This is a genomic window from Pseudomonas sp. KU43P, from assembly GCF_033095865.1.
GTDB lineage: Bacteria > Pseudomonadota > Gammaproteobacteria > Pseudomonadales > Pseudomonadaceae > Aquipseudomonas.
Map to the genome: position 1 here is coordinate 453,123 of NZ_AP019365.1, position 20,979 is coordinate 474,101.

The following is a 20,979-nucleotide window of genomic DNA, read 5'->3' on the forward strand; positions in this document are numbered from 1 at the left end:
CCCCATCGCCGGCAAGCCGGCTCCCACAGTGGTTGCAGTGCTGCAAATCCCTGTGGGAGCCGGCTTGCCGGCGATCAGGCCCGAAAGGCTTACTCAGCCCTCGTGGCAGACATGCCCATCGACCAAGGTATAACGCACCGCCCCAGGCAGGCAGTGGCCAATGAACGGGCAGTTGTCGCCACGCGAGAACCACTGCTCGCCCGCCACGGTCGAGGCCTTGGCATCGAACAGCACCAGGTCCGCGGCACCACCCACCTTCAGTTCACCCGCTGGCAGGCGCAGGGCCGCAGCCGGACCGCTGGTCAGGCGCGCCAGCAGCGTAGGCAGGTCGAGCAGGCCATCGTCGACCAGGGTCATGGCCAGCGGCAATAGCAGCTCGACGCTGCTGATACCCGGTTCGGTGGCGCCGAACGGGGCCAGCTTGGCGTCGCGTTCGTGGGGCTGGTGGTGGCTGGAAATCGCCTGGATCACACCCGACTTGACCGCTTCGCGCAGGCCGTCACGGTCGGCAGCGGTGCGCAGCGGCGGCTGCACGTGGTACAGGCTGGAGAACTCGCGCAGCGATTCGTCGGTGAGGATCAGCTGGTACAGGGCCACGTCGGCGGTCACCGGCAGGCCGAGCTGCTGGGCCTGGGCGATCAGCCGCGCGCCGCGGGCGCTGGTGATCTGGCTGAAGTGGGCGCGTACGCCGGTCTGTTCGACCAGCAGCAGGTTGCGCGCCAGGGCCACAGTTTCGGCGGTCTCGGGGATGCCAGGCAGGCCGAGGAAGCTGGCCATGGCACCTTCGTGGGCCAGGCCGCCCTGGGACAGGTCGCGGTCCTGGGAGTGGAACACCACGGTCAGGTCGAAGGTGGCGGCGTATTCCAGGGCGCGAGCCAGGGTACGGTTGTTGGGGATTTCCTTCAGGCCGTTGCCGAAGGCCACGCAGCCGGTATCGCGTAGGGCCACCAGTTCAGCCAGCTGTTCGCCTTCCAGGCCCTTGGTCAGGGCGCCGATCGGGTAGACCTTGCTGTTGCCGGCTTCACGGGCGCGATCGAGGATCAGCTCGGCCACGGCCGAGGTGTCCAGCACCGGTTTGGTCTGCGGCGGGCAGCACAGGCTGGTGACGCCACCGGCCACGGCGGCACGGGTTTCGCTGGCGATGTTGCCCTTGCGGCTGTAGCCCGGCTCGCGCAGGGACACGCCGACGTCGACCAGGCCCGGTGCAGCGACCAGGCCATCGGCCTGGATCGTGCGGCTAGCGCTGAAGCCTGCCGGGGCCGCGCCGATGGCGGCAATGCGGCCGCCGTCCAGGTGCAGGTCGGTGACCTGGTCCAGGCCGGTCTTGGGGTCGATGACCCGGGCGCCAAGAATGCTGACGGTCACTGGGCGTTCTCCTGGTCGAATTGACGTTGCGCGTTCTGCCCGCTCATGGCCATGGACAGCACGGCCATGCGCACGGCGATGCCGTAGGTGACCTGGTTGAGGATCACCGAGTGTTTGCCGTCGGCCACTGCCGACTCGATCTCCACGCCGCGGTTGATCGGGCCTGGGTGCATGACGATGGCGTCGGGCTTGGCGCCGGCCAGGCGCGCGGTGGTCAGGCCGAACAGGCGGTAGAACTCGCCTTCGCTGGGCAGCAGGCCGCCGGCCATGCGCTCACGCTGCAGGCGCAGCATGATCACCACGTCGACATCCTTGAGGCCTTCGGCGAGGTTGGTGTAGACCTTCACGCCGTATTGCTCGATGCCGATCGGGATCAGGGTCTTCGGGCCGATCACGCGGATGTCCGGGCAACCCAGCGCCTTGAGCGCCAGCATGTCGGAGCGGGCCACGCGCGAGTGCAGGATATCGCCGACGATCGCGACCGACAGGTTCTCGAAGCTGCCTTTGTGGCGGCGGATGGTCAGCATGTCGAGCATGCCCTGGGTCGGGTGTGCGTGGCGGCCGTCACCGCCGTTGATCACCGCGACGTCCGGGCACACGTGCTCGGCGATGAAGTGCGCAGCGCCGGAGTCGGAGTGGCGCACGACGAACATGTCGGCGGCCATGGCTTCCAGGTTGCGCAGGGTGTCGAACAGGGTCTCGCCCTTGCTGGTCGAGGACGTCGACACGTTCAGGCTGATCACGTCGGCCGACAGGCGTTGGGCAGCCAGTTCGAAGGTGGTGCGGGTACGGGTCGAGTTCTCGAAGAACACGTTGCACACGGTCTTGCCGCGCAGCAACGGGACTTTCTTCACGGCCCGGGCGCCGACTTCGAGGAACGAGTCGGCGGTGTCGAGGATCTCGGTGAGCAGTTCGCGGGGCAAACCGTCGAGCGAGAGGAAGTGGCGCAGCTGGCCCTGGTCATTGAGCTGCAGCGGGCGCTTGGCGTCGATTGGCGTCATCGCGAGGGGACTCTTAAAGGGCGGAAGCGGTGGCGAGGTCCTGGCGCTCGAGGGCGAGCGGTGCGGGTCCGGTCAATTTTACCCGTTCATGGGCCGCCAGCGACAGCGTGGCGCCAAGCACGTTGGGGCGGATCGGCAGTTCGCCGGCATCCAGGTCGAGCAGGCAGACCAGCGTCACGCTGGCCGGGCGCCCGTAGTCGAACAGTTCGTTGAGCGCTGCGCGAATGGTGCGCCCGCTCATCAGCACGTCATCGATCAGCACCAGGTGCTGGCCTTCGACTTCGAACGGCAGCTCCGAGGGCCGTACTTGCGGGTGCAGGCCGTTCTGGCTGAAGTCGTCGCGGTAGAAAGAGACGTCCAGAGTGCCCAGCGGGCTGCTGTCGGCCATCTCTGCCTGCAGGGCCTGGGCTACCCAGACGCCGCCGGTGCGGATGCCGATGAAGCGCGGCTCGGTGATGCCCCGGCGGGCCAGATGGGCGCGAAGGTCGACAGCCATCTGCCGGATCAGGTCGGCGGGATTGGGTAGGCTCATTGCGTGTCTCCTGGAGGGCGCCGGGCGGGCCCATTGGTGAGGCGGAAAGTTCAGGTGTTGGCCTCCAGCCAGCCTTGCAGCAGCAGGGCGGCGGCGATGGCATCGACCGGGTTGTCGCGGTAGCTGCCACGCTGGCCTCCACGGGCCAGGCGTTCGCCCTTGGCCTCGAAGGTGGTCAGGCGCTCGTCATGGGTATGCACTGGCAGGTTGAAACGGCCGTTGAGGCGGCGGGCGAATTTTTCGGCGCGGGCGCTCATTTCGCTGGGCGTGCCGTCCATGTTCAGGGGCAGGCCGACGACGATCGCGTCGGGCTTCCACTCATTGATCAGCTTTTCCACCTGGGCCCAGTCCGGCACACCGTTCTGTGCCTTAAGCGTGCACAGTTCACGGGCCTGGCCGGTAATCACCTGGCCGACGGCCACACCGATCTGTTTGCTGCCGTAGTCGAAACCCAGCAGCAGGCGTAGTTCGGCCATCAGGCGTGACCTGCCTGGCTGGTGAGCAGGCTGAGGTTGATGCCCAGGCTGGCTGCCGCGGCCTCCAGCCGTTGGTCGCTGGCCAGGCCGAAGATGATTTGCGGGTCGAACGGGCAGTTGAGCCAGGCGTTGTCGGCCAGTTCCGCTTCGAGCTGGCCTGCTTCCCAGCCGGCGTAGCCCAGGGTGATCAGGCTTTTCTCTGGGCCCACGCCTTCGGCGATGGCGAACAGCACGTCCTGCGAGGTCGATAGCGACAGGCCCTGTAGCTCGACGGTGGCCTGGTAGCTGCATTCATTGGTGTGCAGCACGAAACCGCGGTCGGTCTGCACCGGCCCGCCCTGGTAGATCGGCACCTGCAGGGTGCTGGCGGGAGGCTCCTCGTCCGGGCGCAACTGCTCGAGAATATCGGCCAGGTTCAGCTCCTGGGGGCGGTTGACCACCAGGCCCATGGCGCCATTGGCGTTGTGCTCGACGATGTACGTGAGGGTCTGGGCGAAGTTCGGATCGGCCATGTGCGGCATGGCGATCAGGAACTGATGCTTGAGATAGCTCGGGGCGAGGGTTTTCATGGGGGATAGTGTGGCGCCAGGTGGCGAGGCTGACAAGGTGGTTTGTGGCGGCTGTCATGCGCATGTCGGGAGGCTTTTTAGCGCCTTTGAGATCGAGCGCCGCCGGCGCGGCGCATTGCGGATAAATCCGCTCCTACATTTGTTGCAACGTGCCTATGCCTGATAGGCCATGGTTGCCAGCCTTGTTGGCTCGACGCGATTTTTTGGTTGGCGCCAATGCCAACACTGATTTATCGACGGGCGCCAAAAGGCGGACAACCATGGCCTGACAGACAGCGGCACGTTGCAACGAATGTAGGAGCGGATTTATCCGCGATGCGCCGCGCGGGCGGCGCTCGATTTCATGACCGCCAGAAAAACATCGCCGAGCCCATCAATTACTCGACAACCGATCCCCGCGGGCAAACCGCCAGGTCCGGATGATCTCCAGCCGGTCGAACTCCGCCAGGTCCCCGGTAAACGGTGCAAACGGCGCCGCCAGCCGCACGATGCGCTGCGCCGCCTGGTCCAGCACCGGCTGCCCGGATGACTCCAACACCAGCACCTCGTACAGCGAGCCATCGCGGTTGATCGACACCATCATCCGCAAGTTGCCGTAGATCTGCTGCCGGCGCGCCTCGTCGGGGTAGTTGAGGTTACCCACCCGCTCGACCTTCTTGCGCCACTCTTCCTTGTACCAGGCACCCTTGTCGCGCATGGTCGAGGCAGCGTTCAGGCGATGGATGCGAGGCCGCTTGGCGTACATCTGCTGTTCGTTGGACAGCTCGGCTTCAAGGCTGGCGATCTGGCTCGACAGCTGCGAGCTGTCGAAGTCCGGCGTGGCGGCTGCAGGCTTGGGCTGTGGCTTGCTTTCTTTGGGCTTGGGCTCGACCTTCTGTGGCTTGGGCGCCTTGGTGACCACGGCGGATTTCTCCGGCGTTGGCGGCACTTCGGGCTTGGCCGCGGGCGGCGGGGTGATCTTGTTGATCTTGCTGTCCTGGAACGGCGCGACCTCGGTGGTCTTGGGCACCGCCTTCTTTTCCAGCGTGCCGCTGCCCTGCTGGTTGTCCTGGGCCTGGAAATCGGCCTTCTCGGGCGCTTTCTCGCTCTTGAAGGTGGCCAGGGTGATATCCATGGTCTGGCGGATTTCAGCCGGTTTGACCACGGTAAAGCCCACGCCAAGGATCAGCGCCAGGTGCACCAGTGCAGCCAGGAACAGGGTAAAGCCGAGCCGGTCCAGCGGGCGAACGCGGGGTGGCAGCAAATCGGCGGGGATGTCGGCAGGCAGCGTCATCAGGTATCCAGCAACCGCAGGGCGGGGCAGCAGCTCAGTCGAATTAAACCGGCATCATACCCCACTCCGCGCCATTGCTCCGCGTCGGCGGTCAGCGCGCCTTGAGCTGGCGATCAATGGCATCCATCAACTTGCCACCGATATCGGTGTTGTAGGCTGCGTCGATCTCGCGGATGCAGGTCGGGCTGGTCACGTTGATCTCGGTGAGGTAATCGCCGATCACATCCAGGCCCACGAACAGCAGGCCCTTTTCGCGCAAGGTCGGGCCGACCTGGGCGGCGATCCAGCGGTCGCGCTCGCTCAGTGGGCGGGCTTCGCCGCGGCCACCGGCAGCCAGGTTGCCGCGGGTCTCGCCGCTGGCCGGGATGCGTGCCAGGCAGTAGTCGACCGGCTCGCCGTCGATCATCAGGATGCGCTTGTCGCCGTCCTTGATCGCCGGCAGGTAGGCCTGGGCCATGATCTGCTGGGCGCCCAGTGCGGTCAGGGTCTCGAGAATCACCGAGAGGTTGGGGTCGCCCACTCGGTGACGGAAGATCGAGGTGCCGCCCATGCCGTCCAGCGGCTTGAGGATCACGTCACCGTGCTCGGCGGCGAACTGGCGGATGATGTCCGGGCGACGGCTGACCAGGGTCGGCGGCGTGCACTGCGGGAACAGCGTGGCGAACAGTTTTTCGTTGCAGTCGCGCAGGCTCTGCGGGCGGTTGACCACCAGCACGCCTTCGGCCTCGGCCTGCTCCAGCAGGTAGGTGCTGTAGACGAACTCCATGTCGAACGGCGGATCCTTGCGCATCAGGATCACGTCCAGTTCGGCCAGCGGGCTGTCCTGTTCGTCGCCCAGCTCGAACCAGCGTTGCGGGTCGGCGAACACGTTGAGCGGGCGCATGCGGGCGCGGGCCTTGCCTTGCGCTTGGTACAGGTCGCGCTGCTCCATGTAGAACAGGCTCCAGCCGCGGGCCTGGGCGGCCAACAGCATGGCCAGCGAGCTGTCCTTCTTGTAGGAGATGGACGCGATGGGGTCCATGACAATGCCGAGGCGAACGCTCATGGGGGTGGTTCCTCTTGGCGGCGGGTGGCCGCGACGAATCGAAAGAAAAGTGGCTCAGGGTGGCGCCGCGAACGCCGCGGGTCAAGGGGTGGGGCAGATGGAATGGCTATCCGGAGTGTGCTAAAAATGCCAGTCACAGTGCTGTATCACAGGCCTTTGGGGCTGCTGCGCAGCCCATCGCTGGCAAGCCAGCCCCACAGCTACGGCGCCAATCTGCAGGAATGTGCTGTACCTGTGGGGGCTGGCTTGCCGGCGATAGGCCGCAGAGCGGCCTCGAGAGCGGCGTAACGTACAGTCAATTCCGACGGGTAGGCATCTATGGAACAACCCCTGAAGGTGATGGTGATCGACGATTCACGCACGATCCGCCGCACCGCGCAGATGCTGCTCGGCGAAGCGGGCTGCGAAGTGATCACCGCCAGTGACGGCTTCGATGCCCTGGCCAAGATCGTCGACCACCAGCCGCAGATCATTTTCGTCGACGTGCTCATGCCGCGCCTGGACGGTTACCAGACCTGCGCGGTGATCAAGCACAACAGCGCCTACAAGGACATCCCGGTGATTCTCCTGTCGTCACGCGATGGCCTGTTCGACAAGGCCCGCGGCCGGGTGGTCGGCTCCGACCAGTTCCTGACCAAGCCCTTTGGCAAGGAAGAACTGCTCGACGCGATCAGGGCCCACGTGCCCGGTTTCGTCGCGCAGGAACAACACGCACCCTGACCGCGCCCGAAGTGGCGCGGCCTCTATTTCCTGATGGGGAAGCAGCATGGCCCGAATTCTGATTGTCGACGACTCGCCGACAGAGATGCACAAACTGACCGCCTGGCTGGAAAAACACCAGCACCAGGTGCTCAAGGCCAGCAACGGTGCCGACGCCGTGGCCCTGGCTCGCCAGGAGAAGCCTGACGCGGTGTTGATGGACATCGTCATGCCCGGCATGAACGGTTTCCAGGCCACCCGGCAATTGAGCAAGGACCCGGAAACCAGCTCGATTCCGGTGCTCATCGTCACCACCAAGGACCAGGAAACCGACCGAATCTGGGCGCAGCGCCAGGGCGCCCGCGGCTTCGTCACCAAACCGGTGGAAGAAGACGCGCTGATCGCCAAACTCAACGAAGTGCTGGGCGCTTGACCACCCGCCCCCAGGGCGCGTCGTTGACCGCCTTCGAGTTGTTGCTGGACATCGACCGGCGCTGCCGCCTGCTGGTGGCCGACCAGCCCCCGCATGACACTCGCCTGCAGCAATGGAGCGGTATCGGCTTTCGCATCGCCGGGCAGTGGTTCGTGGCGCCCATGGGCGAGGTCGCCGAAGTGTTGCGCGAACCGCGCAGCAGCCGCGTACCCGGCGTGCAACCGTGGGTGTGCGGGGTGGCCAACCTGCGTGGCCGGCTGCTGCCGGTAATGGACCTGAGCAGTTTCTTCGGCCTCGGTCCGGCAGCGCCGGGCAAGCAGCGCCGGGTGCTTGTGCTGGACCACGAAGACCTGTTTGTCGGCCTGCTGGTGGACGAAGTACTGGGCTTGCAGCATTTCGCCCTGAGTAGCCTGGAGCTGTCGCCGCCGCAGCCGCTGCTGCGCGCCGCGGCGCGTTTCGTCCAGGGGCATTTCCCGCGTGAGCGCAACTGGGCGATCTTCAGCCCCTTCGCCCTGGCCCAGGCGCCGGGCTTTCTCGATGTGGCGTTATAGGACTTTCGAACGTGAACAAGCCGGCCACCAGTGTCGCCCCCAACAGCATGACGCCGCGCACGCGCAGCATCGTGCAGATCACCGTGCTGTTCGTGGTGCTGATCCTGTCGATCATCCTGCTGTTCGCCAACTTTGCCTACCTCAACACCCAGTCCAACCACGACAAGCAGTACATCGGCCACGCCGGCGAACTGCGCGTGCTGTCCCAGCGCATCGCCAAGAACGCCACCGAGGCGGCGGCCGGCAAGGCCCTGGCGTTCAAGCTGCTGTCGGATGCGCGCAACGATTTCGAACGGCGCTGGAGCTACCTGCGCGAGGGTGACAAGTCCACTGGCCTGCCTGCTGCACCGGTCGGCGTGCGCGATGAAATGGAAGCCGTGCGCCAGGACTGGGAAAATCTGCGCAAGAATACCGACACCATTCTCGCCAGCGAACAGACCGTGCTGTCGCTGCACCAGGTGGCGGCTACCCTCGCCGAAACCGTGCCGCAGTTGCAGGTCGAATACGAGAAAGTGGTCGAGATCCTGCTGCAGAGCGGCGCACCGGCCAATCAGGTGGTGGTGGCCCAGCGCCAGTTGCTGCTCGCCGAGCGCATCCTTGGCTCGGTCAATACGGTGTTGGCCGGCGACGACACCGCCGCCCAGGCTGCCGATGCCTTTGGCCGTGACGCCAGCCGTTTTGGTCAAGTACTTGAAGGCATGCTCGCCGGCAACCCAGCGATCCAGGTTACCCGTGTGGAAGATGCCGACGCCCGTGCGCGGCTGGCGGAAATCGCCGAGCTGTTCCAGTTCGTTGCTGGCTCGGTGGATGAAATCCTCGAAACCTCGCCCGAGCTGTTCCGAGTGCGTGAGGCTGCGGGCAATATCTTCAGCCTGTCGCAGACCCTGCTCGAAGAAGCCTCGCACCTGGCCAACGGCTTCGAGAACCTGGCCGGGAGCCGCACCCTCGACACCGTCGGCGGCTATGTGCTCGGCCTGCTGGCGCTGGCCTCGATCATCCTGATCGGCCTGGTGATGGTGCGCACCACCAACCGCCAGCTGCGCGAGACCGCCGAAAAGAACGAACGTAACCAGCAGGCGATCATGCGCCTGCTCGATGAAATCGAGGAACTGGCTGACGGCGACCTGACTGTCACCGTGTCGGTCACCGAGGACTTCACCGGTGCCATCGCCGACTCGATCAACTATTCGGTCGACCAGTTGCGCGACCTGGTCGCAACCATCAACCACAGTGCCGAACAAGTGGCAGCGGCCGTGCAGGACACCCAGAACACCGCCCGTCAGCTGGCCAAGGCTTCGGAGCATCAGGCCGACCAGATCAGCGAAGCGTCGGAGGCGGTGGGCGACATGGTCGAGTCGATCGACCGGGTTTCGGCCCATGCCTACGAGTCGGCCAAGGTGGCGGAGCGGTCGGTGGCCATTGCCAACAAGGGCAACGAAGTGGTGCACAACACCATCGACGGCATGGACAACATTCGCGAGCAGATCCAGGACACCGCCAAGCGGATCAAGCGCCTGGGCGAGTCGTCCCAGGAGATTGGCGATATCGTTAGCCTGATCGACGACATTGCCGACCAGACCAACATCCTGGCATTGAACGCAGCGATCCAGGCGTCGCTCGCAGGCGAGGCAGGCCGCGGCTTTGCCGTGGTAGCCGATGAAGTGCAGCGGCTGGCGGAGCGGTCTTCCTCGGCCACGCGGCAGATCGAGGCGCTGGTGCGGACCATTCAGGCCGACACCAACGAGGCGGTGATCTCCATGGAGCAGACCACTGCCGAGGTGGTGCGTGGTGCGCGCCTGGCCCAGGATGCCGGTGTGGCGCTGGCCGAGATCGAAGGCGTATCGCAGAACCTCGCCGAACTTATCCACAGCATCTCCGACGCCGCCCAGTTGCAGACGTCTTCGGCAGGGCAGATTTCCCACACCATGGCCGTGATCCAGCAGATTACCGCGCAGACTTCCGCCGGTTCCGGCGCCACCGCCGACAGCATCCGCCACCTGGCCCGCATGGCCAGCGAGATGCGCCGCTCGGTGTCTGGCTTCACCCTGCCGGCACCGGCCGAGCGCCGTTGAGGGAAATGCCCATGGCTTCTGCAGCAGTGAACCCGGAACGGCACGACACGGTCGCCCTGGCCTGGACCCGGGCGGCCATCCTCGACTGCCTGGGCCAGGCGCGCCAGGCATTGGAGCGCTTTGCCGGCGAGACCGACGACCGCTCCATCCTGGCGTTCGTGGTGGACAACTTGCACCAGGTGCATGGCTGCCTGCGCATGCTCGAACTGCGAGGCGCCACACGTCTGGCCGAAGAGCTGGAGCTGCTGGCCAAAGCGTTGGCCGAGGGCCAGGTGAGCCCGCGTGGCGACTGCCTGGGCCCGCTGTTTCGCGGGTTGGAGCAACTGCCCTCATACCTCGAGCGTCTGCGCGGGGCGCGCCACGACCTGCCGCTGGTGATGCTGCCGCTGCTCAACCAGCTACGTGCCTGCCGAGGTGTCGAGCCGCTGGCCCAGGGCAGCTTGATCAGCGGCGCGGCCCAGCGTTTTGCCGGCTCCGATGACCTGGCCAACCTCGACCTGTCCCTGGGCAACTGGCGTGAGCAGGTGCAGGCCGGGCCGGGCCGCGATGCTCTGCGTTCGGTGGTGACCGCCTTGTGCGATGACCTGGTGCGGATCAAGGAGCGCCTGGACCAGTTCGTGCGGGGCGATCGCCTGCACATAGAACAACTGGACGCCTTGCTCGCACCGCTGCGACATGTTGCCGACACCTTGGCCGTTCTGGGCTTCCAGCAGCCTCGGCGGGTCATCATCGACCAGGTCCTGGCGTTGCAGGCGCTGGCCCAGGGTGAACGTGCGGTGGATGACCCGGTGCTGATGGATGTGGCGGGTGCACTGCTGTACGTGGAGGCCAGCCTCAATGGCATGGTCGGCCCGTTGGAAGAGGGCGGGCAGAACGGCTTGCCCGGCTCGGACCTGGCAGAGATTCGCCAGTTGGTGCTGAACGAATCGTTGTCGGTCTTGCAGCAGGCCAAAGACCTGATCGGTGACTGCCTGGAGTCCGATTGGCCCCGGCAACGCCTGCAGCCATTGCCTGGCTTGTTGCAGCAGGTGCGCGGGGCATTGGCGATGCTGATGCTGCCAGCCGCCGCGCAGGTATTCGGCGGCTGCGCGGGCTACGTGCAGGGCTGGTTGCAGCACCTGGATGTGGAGCCGCCGGCGCAGGAGCTGGATCATTTGGCGCAAGCGCTGAGTGCGGGCGAGTGCTACCTGCAATGGCGAGTGGCCGACCCTCTCGCCGATGGCCAGCCATTTCTCGAAATGGCCCGCGCCAGCCTGGCGGCGTTGGGCGTGCAGTGCAGCCATGGCGAGGCCGCGAGTCATGACGGTGACAGCGATGGCATCGATGATGAACTGCGCGAGGTGTTTCTCGAAGAGGCCGGTGAGTTATTGCCGGAAATCGAGCGCCACTGGCTGCGCTGGCGCGCCGACAACAGCCTGCGTGACGCCCTGGTTGAAGTACGCCGCGACCTGCACACGCTCAAGGGCAGCGGGCGCATGGTGCATGCCCAGGCTGTTGCCGAGCTGGCCTGGGGCGGCGAACACCTGCTCAACCGTGTCCTGGAAGGGCGCATCGCGCTGGCGCCAGAGGGGGCCGTGGCGCTGCAGCAGGTCGTGGTACACCTGCCCGACCTGCTGGCCGATTTCGCTGCGGGGCAGATGCCGCAAGTCACCGAGATCGAGCAGCTGGCCAGCCACCTGCACGCGCTGGCTGAAAACGACACCCCCATTGGTGTCGAAATCGAGGGCCTCGACCCGCAACTGCTGGAAATCTTCCGCAATGAAGCACAGGGCCATCTGGCCAGCCTGGACACTTTCCTGCAAGCGGCCAGCGGGCAGGACACGCCGGTCAGCGATGACCTGCAGCGCGCGTTGCATACGCTGAAGGGCAGTGCCGCGATGGCCGGCGTAATGCCGATTGCCGAGTTGGCGACGGCCTTTGATCGTCTGGTCCGCGAGTACCGTGGCCACCAGTTGCCGTTGCAGGGTGCCGAAATCGCCTGGCTGGAGTTGGCGCATGTCCTGTTCCAGCAGGGCTTGGGGCAGTTGGGCAGCACCCCGCTGGCTGCCATTCCCGGCGCGGCGCAGTTGATCGAGCAGGTCGGCGAAGCGGTGGATGAACGCCTGGCCTCCCTGCATGACGAGCAATCCCATGCGCGGCGCAACGCACGCGACCCGCAACGCACAGCCATCTTCCTGGCCCAGGCCATGGACATACTGCTGGATGCCGAGTCGCTGCTCTCGCGCTGGCAAGAGCAACCCGGTCAGCGTCAGTCGCTGGACAGCCTGCTCGACGAGCTGACCACCTTGTGCCACGCGGCCCACCTGGCCGACCTCTGGCAGATGGATGACGTGTGCGAAGCGCTCCTGGACCTCTACGGGGCGGTGGAAGAGGGCAGCCTGGGCGCCGATGCGCACTTTTTTGCCCAGGCCCGACAAGCCCATGAGGTGCTGTTGGATATGCTCGACGAGGTGGCGGCCGGCCAAGAGCTGACGCCACGCCCCGACTGCGTCGACGGCCTGCGAGCCTTGCTGGCCGGTGCGCTGGCGCCGGAGGCCACTGGCCTGGTGGCACCGGGTTCGGTGACGGCGCTGAGCGCACCGCCGGAACTGGCCGAGGAGGCCGACAGCCCGGGCGACAAAGAGCTGCTGGAAGTCTTCCTCGAGGAAAGCTCGGATATCGTCGAGAGCGCCGCCGCCGCGTTGGCACGCTGGCAAGCCGACCCGCGCAACAGCGTCGAGGTGGAGAACCTGCTGCGCGACCTGCACACCCTCAAGGGTGGCGCGCGCATGGTCGAGATCGCTGCCATCGGCGACCTGGCCCACGAACTGGAATTTCTCTACGAACTGCTGGCTGCCGGACGCCTGCCGGCCAGCGCGGCGCTGTTCGCCCTGCTGCAGAATTGCCACGACCGCCTGGCGCACATGCTCGATGCCGTGCGCCTGGGCCAGCCGCTGCACGCCGCCACCGCGCTGATCGACTACATCCGCAACTTCAGCAGTGCCGCGCTCACCGACAGCGCCGCCGGCCAGGCACCGGCCGAAGCGGCGCCCGCCGATCAGCCCAGCGCCGCACCGGAGCGCGCAGCCGGCGATATGGTCAAGGTCGACGCCGAGCTGCTCGATGACCTGGGCAACCTGGCTGGAGAGCATTCGGTGATCCGTGGGCGCATCGAACAGCAGGTCAACGACGCCCAGTTCGCCCTGAACGAGATGGAAACCACCCTGGAGCGCATGCGCGATCAGTTGCTGCGCCTGGACAACGAGACCCAAGGGCGGATCAGCAGCCGTCAGCCGTTCGAAGGCGACGCCTATGAAGACTTCGACCCGCTGGAGATGGATCGCCATTCCCAGTTGCAGCAGTTGTCGCGGGCCTTGTTCGAATCGGCCTCAGACTTGCTTGACCTGAAGGAGACCCTGGCCCAGCGCGCCCAGGAAGCCTACAGCCTGCTGCAGCAGCAGGCGCGGGTGAACAGCCAGTTGCAGGAAGGCCTGACGGCCACCCTGATGGTGCCGTTCGAACGCCTGGTGCCACGCCTGCAGCGGGTGGTGCGGCAAGTGGCGTCCGAGTTGGGCAAACAGGTCGAACTGGTGGTGGGCAACGCCGAAGGCGAGCTGGACCGCAGCGTGCTCGAACGCATGGTCGCGCCGCTTGAGCACATGCTGCGCAATGCCGTCGACCATGGCTTGGAATCGCGCGAAGTGCGCCTGGCTGCCGGTAAGCCGGAGCAGGGCACCATTGCCTTGAACTTGCTGCACGAAGGCGCCGATATCGTCATCGAAATGACCGATGATGGCGCCGGGGTACCACTGGAAGCCGTGCGTCGCAAGGCCATCAAGCGCGGCCTGCTCGACCCCCAGGCCAACCTGAGCGACCACGAGATTCTCCAGTTCATCCTGCGGCCTGGGTTTTCCACGGCCGAGAAGATTACCCAGATTTCCGGGCGCGGCCTGGGCATGGACGTGGTGCACGAAGAGGTCAAGCAACTGGGCGGCTCGATGACCATCGAATCGGCCCAGGGCAAGGGCGCCCGCTTCCTCATTCGCTTGCCGTTCACGGTGTCGATCAACCGCGCGCTGATGGTGCACCTGGGCGAAGAGCAGTACGCCATACCACTCAACACCATAGAAGGGATCGTCCGTGTGCCGCCGGCCGAACTGGCCGCCTGCTATCAGCTTGAGGTGCCGCATTACGTGTATGCCGGCCATGAATACCAGCTGCGTTACCTGGGCGAGTTGCTGCAAGGGCTACCAAGGCCCGGCCTGCTGGGGCAGAGCGTGCCGCTGCCGGTGCTACTGGTGCATTCCCAAGAGCAATCGTTCGCGATCCAGGTCGACAGCCTGTCGCCGAGCCGTGAGATCGTGGTGAAAAGCCTTGGCCCGCAGTTTGCGGCCGTGGCCGGGCTTTCGGGCGCGACCCTGCTCGGCGATGGCCGGGTAGTGCTGATTCTCGACCTGCTCGGCCAGTTGCGCGGCCAGCAACGCCGCCTGGCGCGCCTGCCGGGCGGCAGCGGAGTACAGAACACGCTGTTCGGGCCCGCGCCACGCCGCGCCTTGCTGGTGATGGTGGTGGACGACTCGGTGACCGTGCGCAAGGTCACCAGCCGCCTGCTCGAGCGCCACGGCATGAGCGTGCTGACCGCCAAGGACGGGGTCGATGCCATGGCCCTGCTGGATGAACACCGCCCAGACGTGCTGCTGCTGGATATCGAGATGCCGCGCATGGATGGCTTCGAAGTGGCCACACGCATTCGCCGCGACGAGCGGCTCAAGGACATGCCGATCATCATGATTACCTCGCGCACCGGGCAGAAACACCGCGACCGGGCCATGGCCATCGGCGTCAACGACTACCTGGGCAAGCCGTATCAGGAGTCGGTCTTGCTGCAGAGCATCGCCCATTGGAGCCAGCACCATGCTTGAACTGATCGCTGGCCAGCGCAGCAGCCTGACGGGCCTGTTGCTGCCTCTGGGCGACCGTACTCTGGTGCTGCCCAACGTGGCCGTGGCTGAATTGATCGGCCAGCGCAATCTGCTCTGCCAGCCGCGTGATCCGGCGTGGCACCTGGGCTGGCTCGACTGGCGCCAGCAGCATCTGCCGCTGATCGGTTTCGAGGCTGCCTGCGGGGGCGAGACACCCTGTGGCGAGCGGGCGCGCATCGTGGTGCTCAATGCCTTGGGTGATACTGGGCTGCGTTATCTGGCGGTGTTGCTGCAAGACATTCCGCGCTCGTGCAAGCTCGACAGCCAGCTCAACTACGTGGATGTAGCGTTGGGCAGCCTGGAGCTGGCAGCCGTGCAGGTGGGGGAGCAGGTGGCGCGGGTGCCGGACTTGGTCGGGCTGGAAAGGCTGGTGCGTGACGCGCAATTGCAACCTGGGGTTGGGTAGGATGTGAGGCTGATGGCCTTATCGCCGGCAAGCCGGCTCCCACATGGACTTTGCGCGATACCTGTGGGAGCCGGCTTGCCGGTGATAGGGTCGGAGCGAACAAAGCGGGAACCCAGCCCACCCAAGGAGGTCTGTGTTTGCATGTATTACGGTGAACGCTTCAACGCCTGGACCCACCTGGTCGGTGCCGTCCTGGCCTGTATCGGTGCCATCTGGCTGATCGTCGTCGCAGGCCTGCAAGGCGACCCTTGGAAGATCGTCAGTTTCTCCATCTACGGCGGCACGCTGCTGCTGCTCTACAGTATCTCGACCCTTTACCACAGCACCCGCGGGCGGGCGAAGGTGATCATGCGCAAGCTCGATCACCTATCGATCTACCTGCTGATCGCCGGCAGCTACACACCCTTCTGCCTGGTCAGCCTGCGCGGCCCCTGGGGTTGGAGCCTGTTCGGCGTGGTCTGGGGGCTGGCGGTGATCGGCATGTTGCAGGAGATAAAACCACGCTCCGAGGCGAGGATCCTGTCGATCATCATCTATGCGGTGATGGGCTGGATCGTGCTGGTGGCGGTCAAACCGTTGCTGAACAGCCTTGGCACCGCCGGCTTTGCCTGGCTGGCGGCCGGCGGTGTGTTCTACACCGTGGGTATCATCTTCTTCGCCTTCGACAGCCGCTTTCGCCACTGGCATGGCATCTGGCACCTGTTCGTGATTGCCGGCAGCCTCATGCACTTCGTCGCGGTTTCGTTCTACGTGCGTTAGCTGTCAGGAAAAATCGCCCCACAGCTGCTGTGCCACCGCTAGGGCCACCACTGGCGCGGTCTCGGTGCGCAGCACGCGTGGGCCGAGGCGGGCGGCATGGAAGCCAGCCGCCTTGGCCTGTTCGACTTCAGCCTCGCTCAGGCCGCCTTCGGGGCCGATCAGGAAGGCCAGGCGTGCCGGTTTGGCATGGCTGGTGAGTGGCTCGGCAACCGGATGCAGGACCAGCTTCAGGTCGGCGTCAGTGGTCTTGCTCCATTCGGCCAGGGTCACTGGTGGATGAATGATTGGTAAGGTCGAGCGGCCGCACTGTTCACAGGCGCTGATGGCCACCTGGCGCCAGTGGGCCAGGCGCTTGTCGGCGCGTTCGTCTTTCAGGCGCACTTCACAGCGTTCGCTGACAATCGGAGTAATTTCGCTGACGCCCAGTTCGGTGGCCTTCTGGATGGCCCAGTCCATGCGCTCGCCGCGGGACAGGCCCTGGCCAAGGTGGATCTGCAGCGGCGACTCGGCCTGACCGGGCAGGGCCTGGTCAAGGCTGACGCGCACGCTTTTCTTGCCCACTTCGAGCAATTGGCCGAGGAACTCCTGGCCGCTGCCGTCGAACAGTTGCACGGCATCGCCAGGGGCCATGCGCAGCACGCGGCCGATGTAATGGGCCTGGGCTTCGGGCAAGTCGTGCTCGCCGAGGCTCAGGGGGGCGTCGATGAAGAAGCGGGACAGTCTCATGGTTCTGCTCAAGCTGAAGAGTGGAAACAGCCTGTAGGCGCGGATTTATCCGCGATTGCGGCGGTGAATCCAGCATCGCAATCGCGGATAAATCCGCTCCTACAGGGTTGTTGGGCTAGCCCGGATCGCGGAAGTCGGGGTGGAAGCTGGCGGGCACCGCGACGCTTACGCTTTCCCGCGTGGCGATATCGATGCCTTCGCTGGCCACCTCGGCCAGGAAGTCGATCTGCTCCGGGGTAATCACATACGGCGGCAGGAAATACACCACGCTACCCAGTGGGCGCAACAGGGCGCCGCGGGTCAGAGCGTGTTCGAACACCTTCAAGCCACGGCGCTCCTGCCAGGGGTAGGCGACCTTGCCAGCCTTGTCCTGCACCATCTCGATGGCCAGGGCCATGCCGGTCTGGCGGATTTCAGCGACGTGTGCGTGGTCGGCCAGGTGCGCGGTGGCGCTGGCCATGCGTGCCGACAACGCCTTGTTGGCCTCGATCACGTTGTCCTGCTCGAAGATATCCAGGGTTGCCAGGGCGGCGGCACAGGCCAGCGGGTTGCCGGTGTAGCTGTGCGAGTGGAGGAAGGCGCGCAGGGTCGGATAATCGTCGTAGAACGCCTGGTAGACGGTGTCGGTAGTGAGGCAGGCAGCCAGCGGCAGGTAGCCACCGGTCAGGGCCTTGGACAGGCACAGGAAGTCGGGGCGTATGCCGGCCTGTTCGCAGGCGAACAGGGTGCCGGTGCGGCCGAAGCCCACGGCGATCTCGTCGTGGATCAGGTGCACGCCATAACGGTCGCAGGCCTCGCGCAATAGCTTGAGGTACACCGGGTGATACATGCGCATGCCCCCCGCGCCCTGGATCAGCGGCTCGATGATCACCGCCGAAAGGGTTTCGTGGTGTTCGGCCAACGTCTGCTCCATGGCGGCGAACATGTTGCGCGAATGCTCTTCCCAGCTCATGCCTTCTGGGCGCAGGTAGCAGTCCGGGCTGGGCACCTTGATGGTGTCGAGCAGCAACGCCTTGTAGGTTTCGGTGAACAGGGGCACGTCGCCGACCGACATGGCGGCGATGGTTTCGCCGTGGTAGCTGTTGGTCAGGGTGACGAAACGCTTCTTCGCCGGTTTGCCGATGTTCTGCCAGTAGTGGAAGCTCATCTTCAGCGCCACTTCGATGCACGACGAGCCGTTGTCGGCGTAGAACACCCGGTCCAGCCCGGCCGGGGTCATGGCCACCAGCCGCTCGGACAGTTCGATCACTGGCTGATGGCTGAAACCGGCAAGGATCACATGTTCGAGCTGGTCGACCTGGTCTTTGATGCGCTGGTTGATGCGCGGGTTGGCATGGCCGAACACATTGACCCACCAGCTGCTTACTGCATCCAGGTAGCGTTTGCCCTCGAAGTCTTCGAGCCACACGCCTTCTGCGCGCTTGATCGGGATCAGGGGCAGTTGCTCGTGGTCTTTCATCTGGGTGCAGGGGTGCCACAGGACCTTGAGGTCACGTTGCATCCACTGATCGTTGAGGCCCATCGGCACTTCTCCTGGCATTGCGGCGTGGTTTGACCGCGTAAGCCTAAGCAATGCCAGGTGGCAGGACAACCGCTAGCGGTCAATGGCGGCAGGTGCGGGTCCATTCGAGCTTGCGAATGTGCACGGTGCCGGCCTGCGACGTGGAAATGGTCAGGCGTCGGAACGGGCCGGCGATGACCTGCTGATAGGGTTGGGTAGAAATGGGGCCTGGCATGAATTCGGTGAAGCCGCTGCCGGAAAGCGTCAGCCAGTAGAAGTTGCGTGTAACCGGCACGATCAGGTCGACATCGTAGCTGTCGGTATCCAGCAGCATTTGTACATCGTCGTAATGCTGGTCACTCACCACGTAGTATTCCAGGCGTAGGCTCTCGACCTCCTGGTTGAAGGCGATTTCCACGTCGCTGTGCTCGCCGATCACCAGCTCAGTGCCGTCATCGCCTTTGAAGGCTTCATGAAAGCCGGTCCAGGAGGTGCCGTTGGCGCGGATGCTCAACCCGGATGATGTTTGCAAGGTCTTATTGTGGCTCAGAGACTGCTTCTTGAGCTGTGCGAAATGCTCCTCGTAGATCATGTGCAGCTCCTTTTGTCGGTTTTTTTGGCTACACCAGAGAGCATCGCTGAGCGGTGAGGCGCCTGGCTACTGACAAAAATGCCAGTTGCCAAAGGCACTTGATGTCGCTGTGGTGGCAGGGTGTGCATACCTGACGTATTCTTAACGCATCTGCCTCGGGGCAATTCTTGCCTCTTCCCATTCCTGTTACGTCTGACTCGGAGTTCGCCATCATGGCTGCTGCTTGGGTGCGCCTGTGCGCGTTGGTATTGATCGGTGTGTCCAGCGGCGCCGCGCTGGCCAAAGACAAAACGCCTACGGCGATCGTCGTGGGCGGTGGCCTGGCAGGCCTGACCGCGGCCTACGAGCTGCAGAACAAGGGCTGGCAGGTAACCCTGCTGGAAGCCAAGTCGGGCATGGGCGGCCGTTCGGGCCTGGCGACCAGCGAATGGATCGGCAATGGCAAGGCCCAGCCGGTGCTCAACCAGTACCTTGACCGTTTCAAGCTTGAAACCCTGCCCGCGCCGGAATTCGTGCGTACCCCGGGTTACTTGATCGACGGCGAGTACTTCAGCGCCACCGACCTGGCCACCAAGCAGCCTGCCACTGCCGAAGCCCTCAAGCGCTACGAGAAAACCCTCGACGACCTGGCGCGTTCGATCGACGACCCGCTCAACCCGCAGGCGAACAGTACCCTGTTCGCCCTTGACCAGATCAACGTGTCGACCTGGCTCGACAAGCTGCAGTTGCCGGCCACTGCACGGCAGCTGGTGAATCAGCAGATCCGCACCCGCTACGATGAGCCGTCGCGCCTTTCGCTGCTCTACTTCGCCCAGCAGAACCGCGTCTACCGCGGTGTCAGCGACCGTGACCTGCGTGCCGCGCGCTTGCCAGGTGGCAGCCCGGTGCTGGCTCAGGCTTTCGTCAAGCAGCTGAAAACCATCAAGACCAGCTCGCCGGTCACCTCCATCGTCCAGGACAAGGACGGCGTCACGGTCAAGGCCGGTACCACCGGCTACCAGGCCGATTACGTGGTCATGGCGGTGCCACTGCGTGCCCTGGCCAAGATTCAGATCACCCCAGGCCTGGATACTCAGCACGTGGCAGCGCTTAGGGGTACCAACTACGGCTGGCGCGACCAGTTGATGCTCAAGTTCAAGCAGCCGGTTTGGGAGAGCCGTTCGCGGATGTCGGGCGAAATCTTCAGTAACGCCGGCCTCGGCATGCTGTGGATCGAGCCTGCGCTCAAGGGTGGCGCCAACGTGGTCATCAACCTCTCCGGCGACAACGCGCGGCTGCTGCAGGCTTTTGGTGACAAGCAGATGGTCGACCAGGTGCTGATCCGCCTGCACGCCTTCTATCCACAGGCTCGTGGGGCGTTCACCGGTTACGAGGTCAAGCGCTACAGCACCGATGCAGGCACCGGGGGGGCCTACCTGGCCTACGGCCCGGGCCAGATCAGCAAGTACTGGCGCCTGTGGGAGCGCCCTGTACAGCGCATTACCTTCGCCGGTGAACACACCGATGCCCTCTACCCAGGCACCCTTGAAGGCGCCTTGCGCAGTGGCCAGCGTGCTGCCAGCCAGGTGCAGGACTTGCTGGCCGGCAAGTCGTTCGACCCGGCCAAGGCGGCGACGGTAGCCGCCGCTGCAACCGCTGGCGCAGCGGCGACCCAGGACAAGGGCGGGTTCTTCTCGCGCCTGTTCGGTGGTGGCGACAAGGCTGAAGTGAAAGCAGCACCGGTTGCCAAGGTCGAGGAGGTTGCTCCGGCGCCAGCTCCCGCTCCTGCGGCTGCACCTGCCGCGGTCACTCCTATCGCCAAGGAAGAACCAGTCAAACCGGCTGCGAGCAAGGCGCTGCCGGCCAAGCAGGCGCCAGCGCACAAGCCGGCGGCCAAGCAGGCGCACAAGGTAACTGAGCAGAAGAAGGCGACCGCCAAGTCTGAGCCGGCCAAGAAGCCGGTGACCAACGCCCAGGCCAAAGCTGATTGATGTACCCGCCTGTTCTGGTCACTTCGCGAGGATAAGCCCGTCCCCACA

The 20,979-nt window shown here is 65.0% G+C and carries 18 protein-coding genes; 8 read left to right on the forward strand and 10 right to left on the reverse strand.

The window, feature by feature from the left end:
• Nucleotides 1–93: 93 nt before the first annotated feature.
• The 7 genes from KU43P_RS02035 to gshB all read right to left on the reverse strand — a co-directional run bounded on the left by KU43P_RS02035 (nt 94) and on the right by gshB (nt 6,261).
• On the reverse strand, nt 94–1,365 hold the full coding sequence (locus KU43P_RS02035; protein ID WP_317660832.1) for a dihydroorotase: 1,272 nt from the start codon (nt 1,363–1,365) through the stop codon (nt 94–96).
• Nucleotides 1,362–2,366 carry an aspartate carbamoyltransferase catalytic subunit gene (locus KU43P_RS02040; protein WP_317660833.1) on the reverse strand — a complete coding sequence of 335 codons (1,005 nt, stop codon included), beginning with the start codon at nt 2,364–2,366 and terminating at the stop codon, nt 1,362–1,364. The genes KU43P_RS02035 and KU43P_RS02040 overlap by 4 nt, the downstream gene beginning before the upstream one ends.
• 13 nt (nt 2,367–2,379) lie before the next feature.
• On the reverse strand, nt 2,380–2,898 hold the full coding sequence (gene pyrR, locus KU43P_RS02045) for a bifunctional pyr operon transcriptional regulator/uracil phosphoribosyltransferase PyrR (RefSeq protein ID WP_008099989.1): 519 nt from the start codon (nt 2,896–2,898) through the stop codon (nt 2,380–2,382).
• 50 nt (nt 2,899–2,948) lie between these two features.
• Complete coding sequence (gene ruvX, locus KU43P_RS02050) at nt 2,949–3,374, reverse strand: Holliday junction resolvase RuvX (protein WP_110748630.1); 426 nt, start codon at nt 3,372–3,374, stop codon at nt 2,949–2,951.
• Nucleotides 3,374–3,943, reverse strand: coding sequence for a YqgE/AlgH family protein (locus tag KU43P_RS02055; RefSeq protein ID WP_317660834.1), 570 nt, complete (start codon nt 3,941–3,943; stop codon nt 3,374–3,376). The genes ruvX and KU43P_RS02055 overlap by 1 nt, the downstream gene beginning before the upstream one ends.
• A 373-nt stretch (nt 3,944–4,316) precedes the next feature.
• Nucleotides 4,317–5,216, reverse strand: a complete 900-nt coding sequence (locus tag KU43P_RS02060) for an energy transducer TonB (protein ID WP_317660835.1) — start codon at nt 5,214–5,216, stop codon at nt 4,317–4,319.
• Between the two features lie 91 nt (nt 5,217–5,307).
• Nucleotides 5,308–6,261, reverse strand: coding sequence for a glutathione synthase (gene gshB / locus KU43P_RS02065; protein ID WP_317660836.1), 954 nt, complete (start codon nt 6,259–6,261; stop codon nt 5,308–5,310).
• Nucleotides 6,262–6,579: 318 nt separating this feature from the next.
• Here gshB and KU43P_RS02070 point away from each other — a divergent pair, with 318 nt between their 5' ends.
• From KU43P_RS02070 to trhA, 7 genes are all read left to right on the forward strand, one after another.
• On the forward strand, nt 6,580–6,981 hold the full coding sequence (locus KU43P_RS02070; RefSeq protein WP_317660837.1) for a PleD family two-component system response regulator: 402 nt from the start codon (nt 6,580–6,582) through the stop codon (nt 6,979–6,981).
• Between the two features lie 46 nt (nt 6,982–7,027).
• Nucleotides 7,028–7,393: a twitching motility response regulator PilH gene (gene pilH, locus KU43P_RS02075; protein ID WP_317660838.1), complete on the forward strand. Its 366-nt coding sequence runs from the start codon at nt 7,028–7,030 to the stop codon at nt 7,391–7,393.
• Nucleotides 7,390–7,944: a chemotaxis protein CheW gene (locus KU43P_RS02080; protein ID WP_317660839.1), complete on the forward strand. Its 555-nt coding sequence runs from the start codon at nt 7,390–7,392 to the stop codon at nt 7,942–7,944. Before pilH ends, KU43P_RS02080 begins: the two co-directional genes overlap by 4 nt.
• 47 nt (nt 7,945–7,991) lie before the next feature.
• Nucleotides 7,992–10,016: a methyl-accepting chemotaxis protein gene (locus tag KU43P_RS02085; protein ID WP_317663707.1), complete on the forward strand. Its 2,025-nt coding sequence runs from the start codon at nt 7,992–7,994 to the stop codon at nt 10,014–10,016.
• Nucleotides 10,017–10,027: 11 nt separating this feature from the next.
• A complete protein-coding gene (locus tag KU43P_RS02090) occupies nt 10,028–14,917 on the forward strand; it encodes an Hpt domain-containing protein (RefSeq protein ID WP_317660840.1) in 4,890 nt (1,629 codons plus the stop codon).
• A complete protein-coding gene (locus KU43P_RS02095; protein ID WP_317660841.1) occupies nt 14,910–15,383 on the forward strand; it encodes a chemotaxis protein CheW in 474 nt (157 codons plus the stop codon). The genes KU43P_RS02090 and KU43P_RS02095 overlap by 8 nt, the downstream gene beginning before the upstream one ends.
• Nucleotides 15,384–15,524: 141 nt before the next feature.
• Nucleotides 15,525–16,142, forward strand: coding sequence for a PAQR family membrane homeostasis protein TrhA (gene trhA, locus KU43P_RS02100; RefSeq protein ID WP_317660842.1), 618 nt, complete (start codon nt 15,525–15,527; stop codon nt 16,140–16,142).
• Between the two features lie 3 nt (nt 16,143–16,145).
• On the opposite strand, the gene KU43P_RS02105 is transcribed toward trhA, so the two are convergent.
• The 3 genes from KU43P_RS02105 to KU43P_RS02115 all read right to left on the reverse strand — a co-directional run bounded on the left by KU43P_RS02105 (nt 16,146) and on the right by KU43P_RS02115 (nt 18,961).
• Nucleotides 16,146–16,868 (reverse strand): 16S rRNA (uracil(1498)-N(3))-methyltransferase, encoded by a 723-nt coding sequence (locus tag KU43P_RS02105; protein ID WP_317660843.1) that lies wholly within the window; start codon nt 16,866–16,868, stop codon nt 16,146–16,148.
• A 115-nt stretch (nt 16,869–16,983) separates the two neighbouring features.
• Nucleotides 16,984–18,390 carry an adenosylmethionine--8-amino-7-oxononanoate transaminase gene (locus KU43P_RS02110; RefSeq protein WP_317660844.1) on the reverse strand — a complete coding sequence of 469 codons (1,407 nt, stop codon included), beginning with the start codon at nt 18,388–18,390 and terminating at the stop codon, nt 16,984–16,986.
• A gap of 79 nt (nt 18,391–18,469) precedes the next feature.
• On the reverse strand, nt 18,470–18,961 hold the full coding sequence (locus KU43P_RS02115) for a hypothetical protein (RefSeq protein ID WP_317660845.1): 492 nt from the start codon (nt 18,959–18,961) through the stop codon (nt 18,470–18,472).
• A gap of 212 nt (nt 18,962–19,173) precedes the next feature.
• On the opposite strand from KU43P_RS02115, the gene KU43P_RS02120 reads away from it, so the two are divergent.
• A complete protein-coding gene (locus KU43P_RS02120; protein ID WP_317660846.1) occupies nt 19,174–20,931 on the forward strand; it encodes an FAD-dependent oxidoreductase in 1,758 nt (585 codons plus the stop codon).
• Nucleotides 20,932–20,979: the final 48 nt, after the last annotated feature.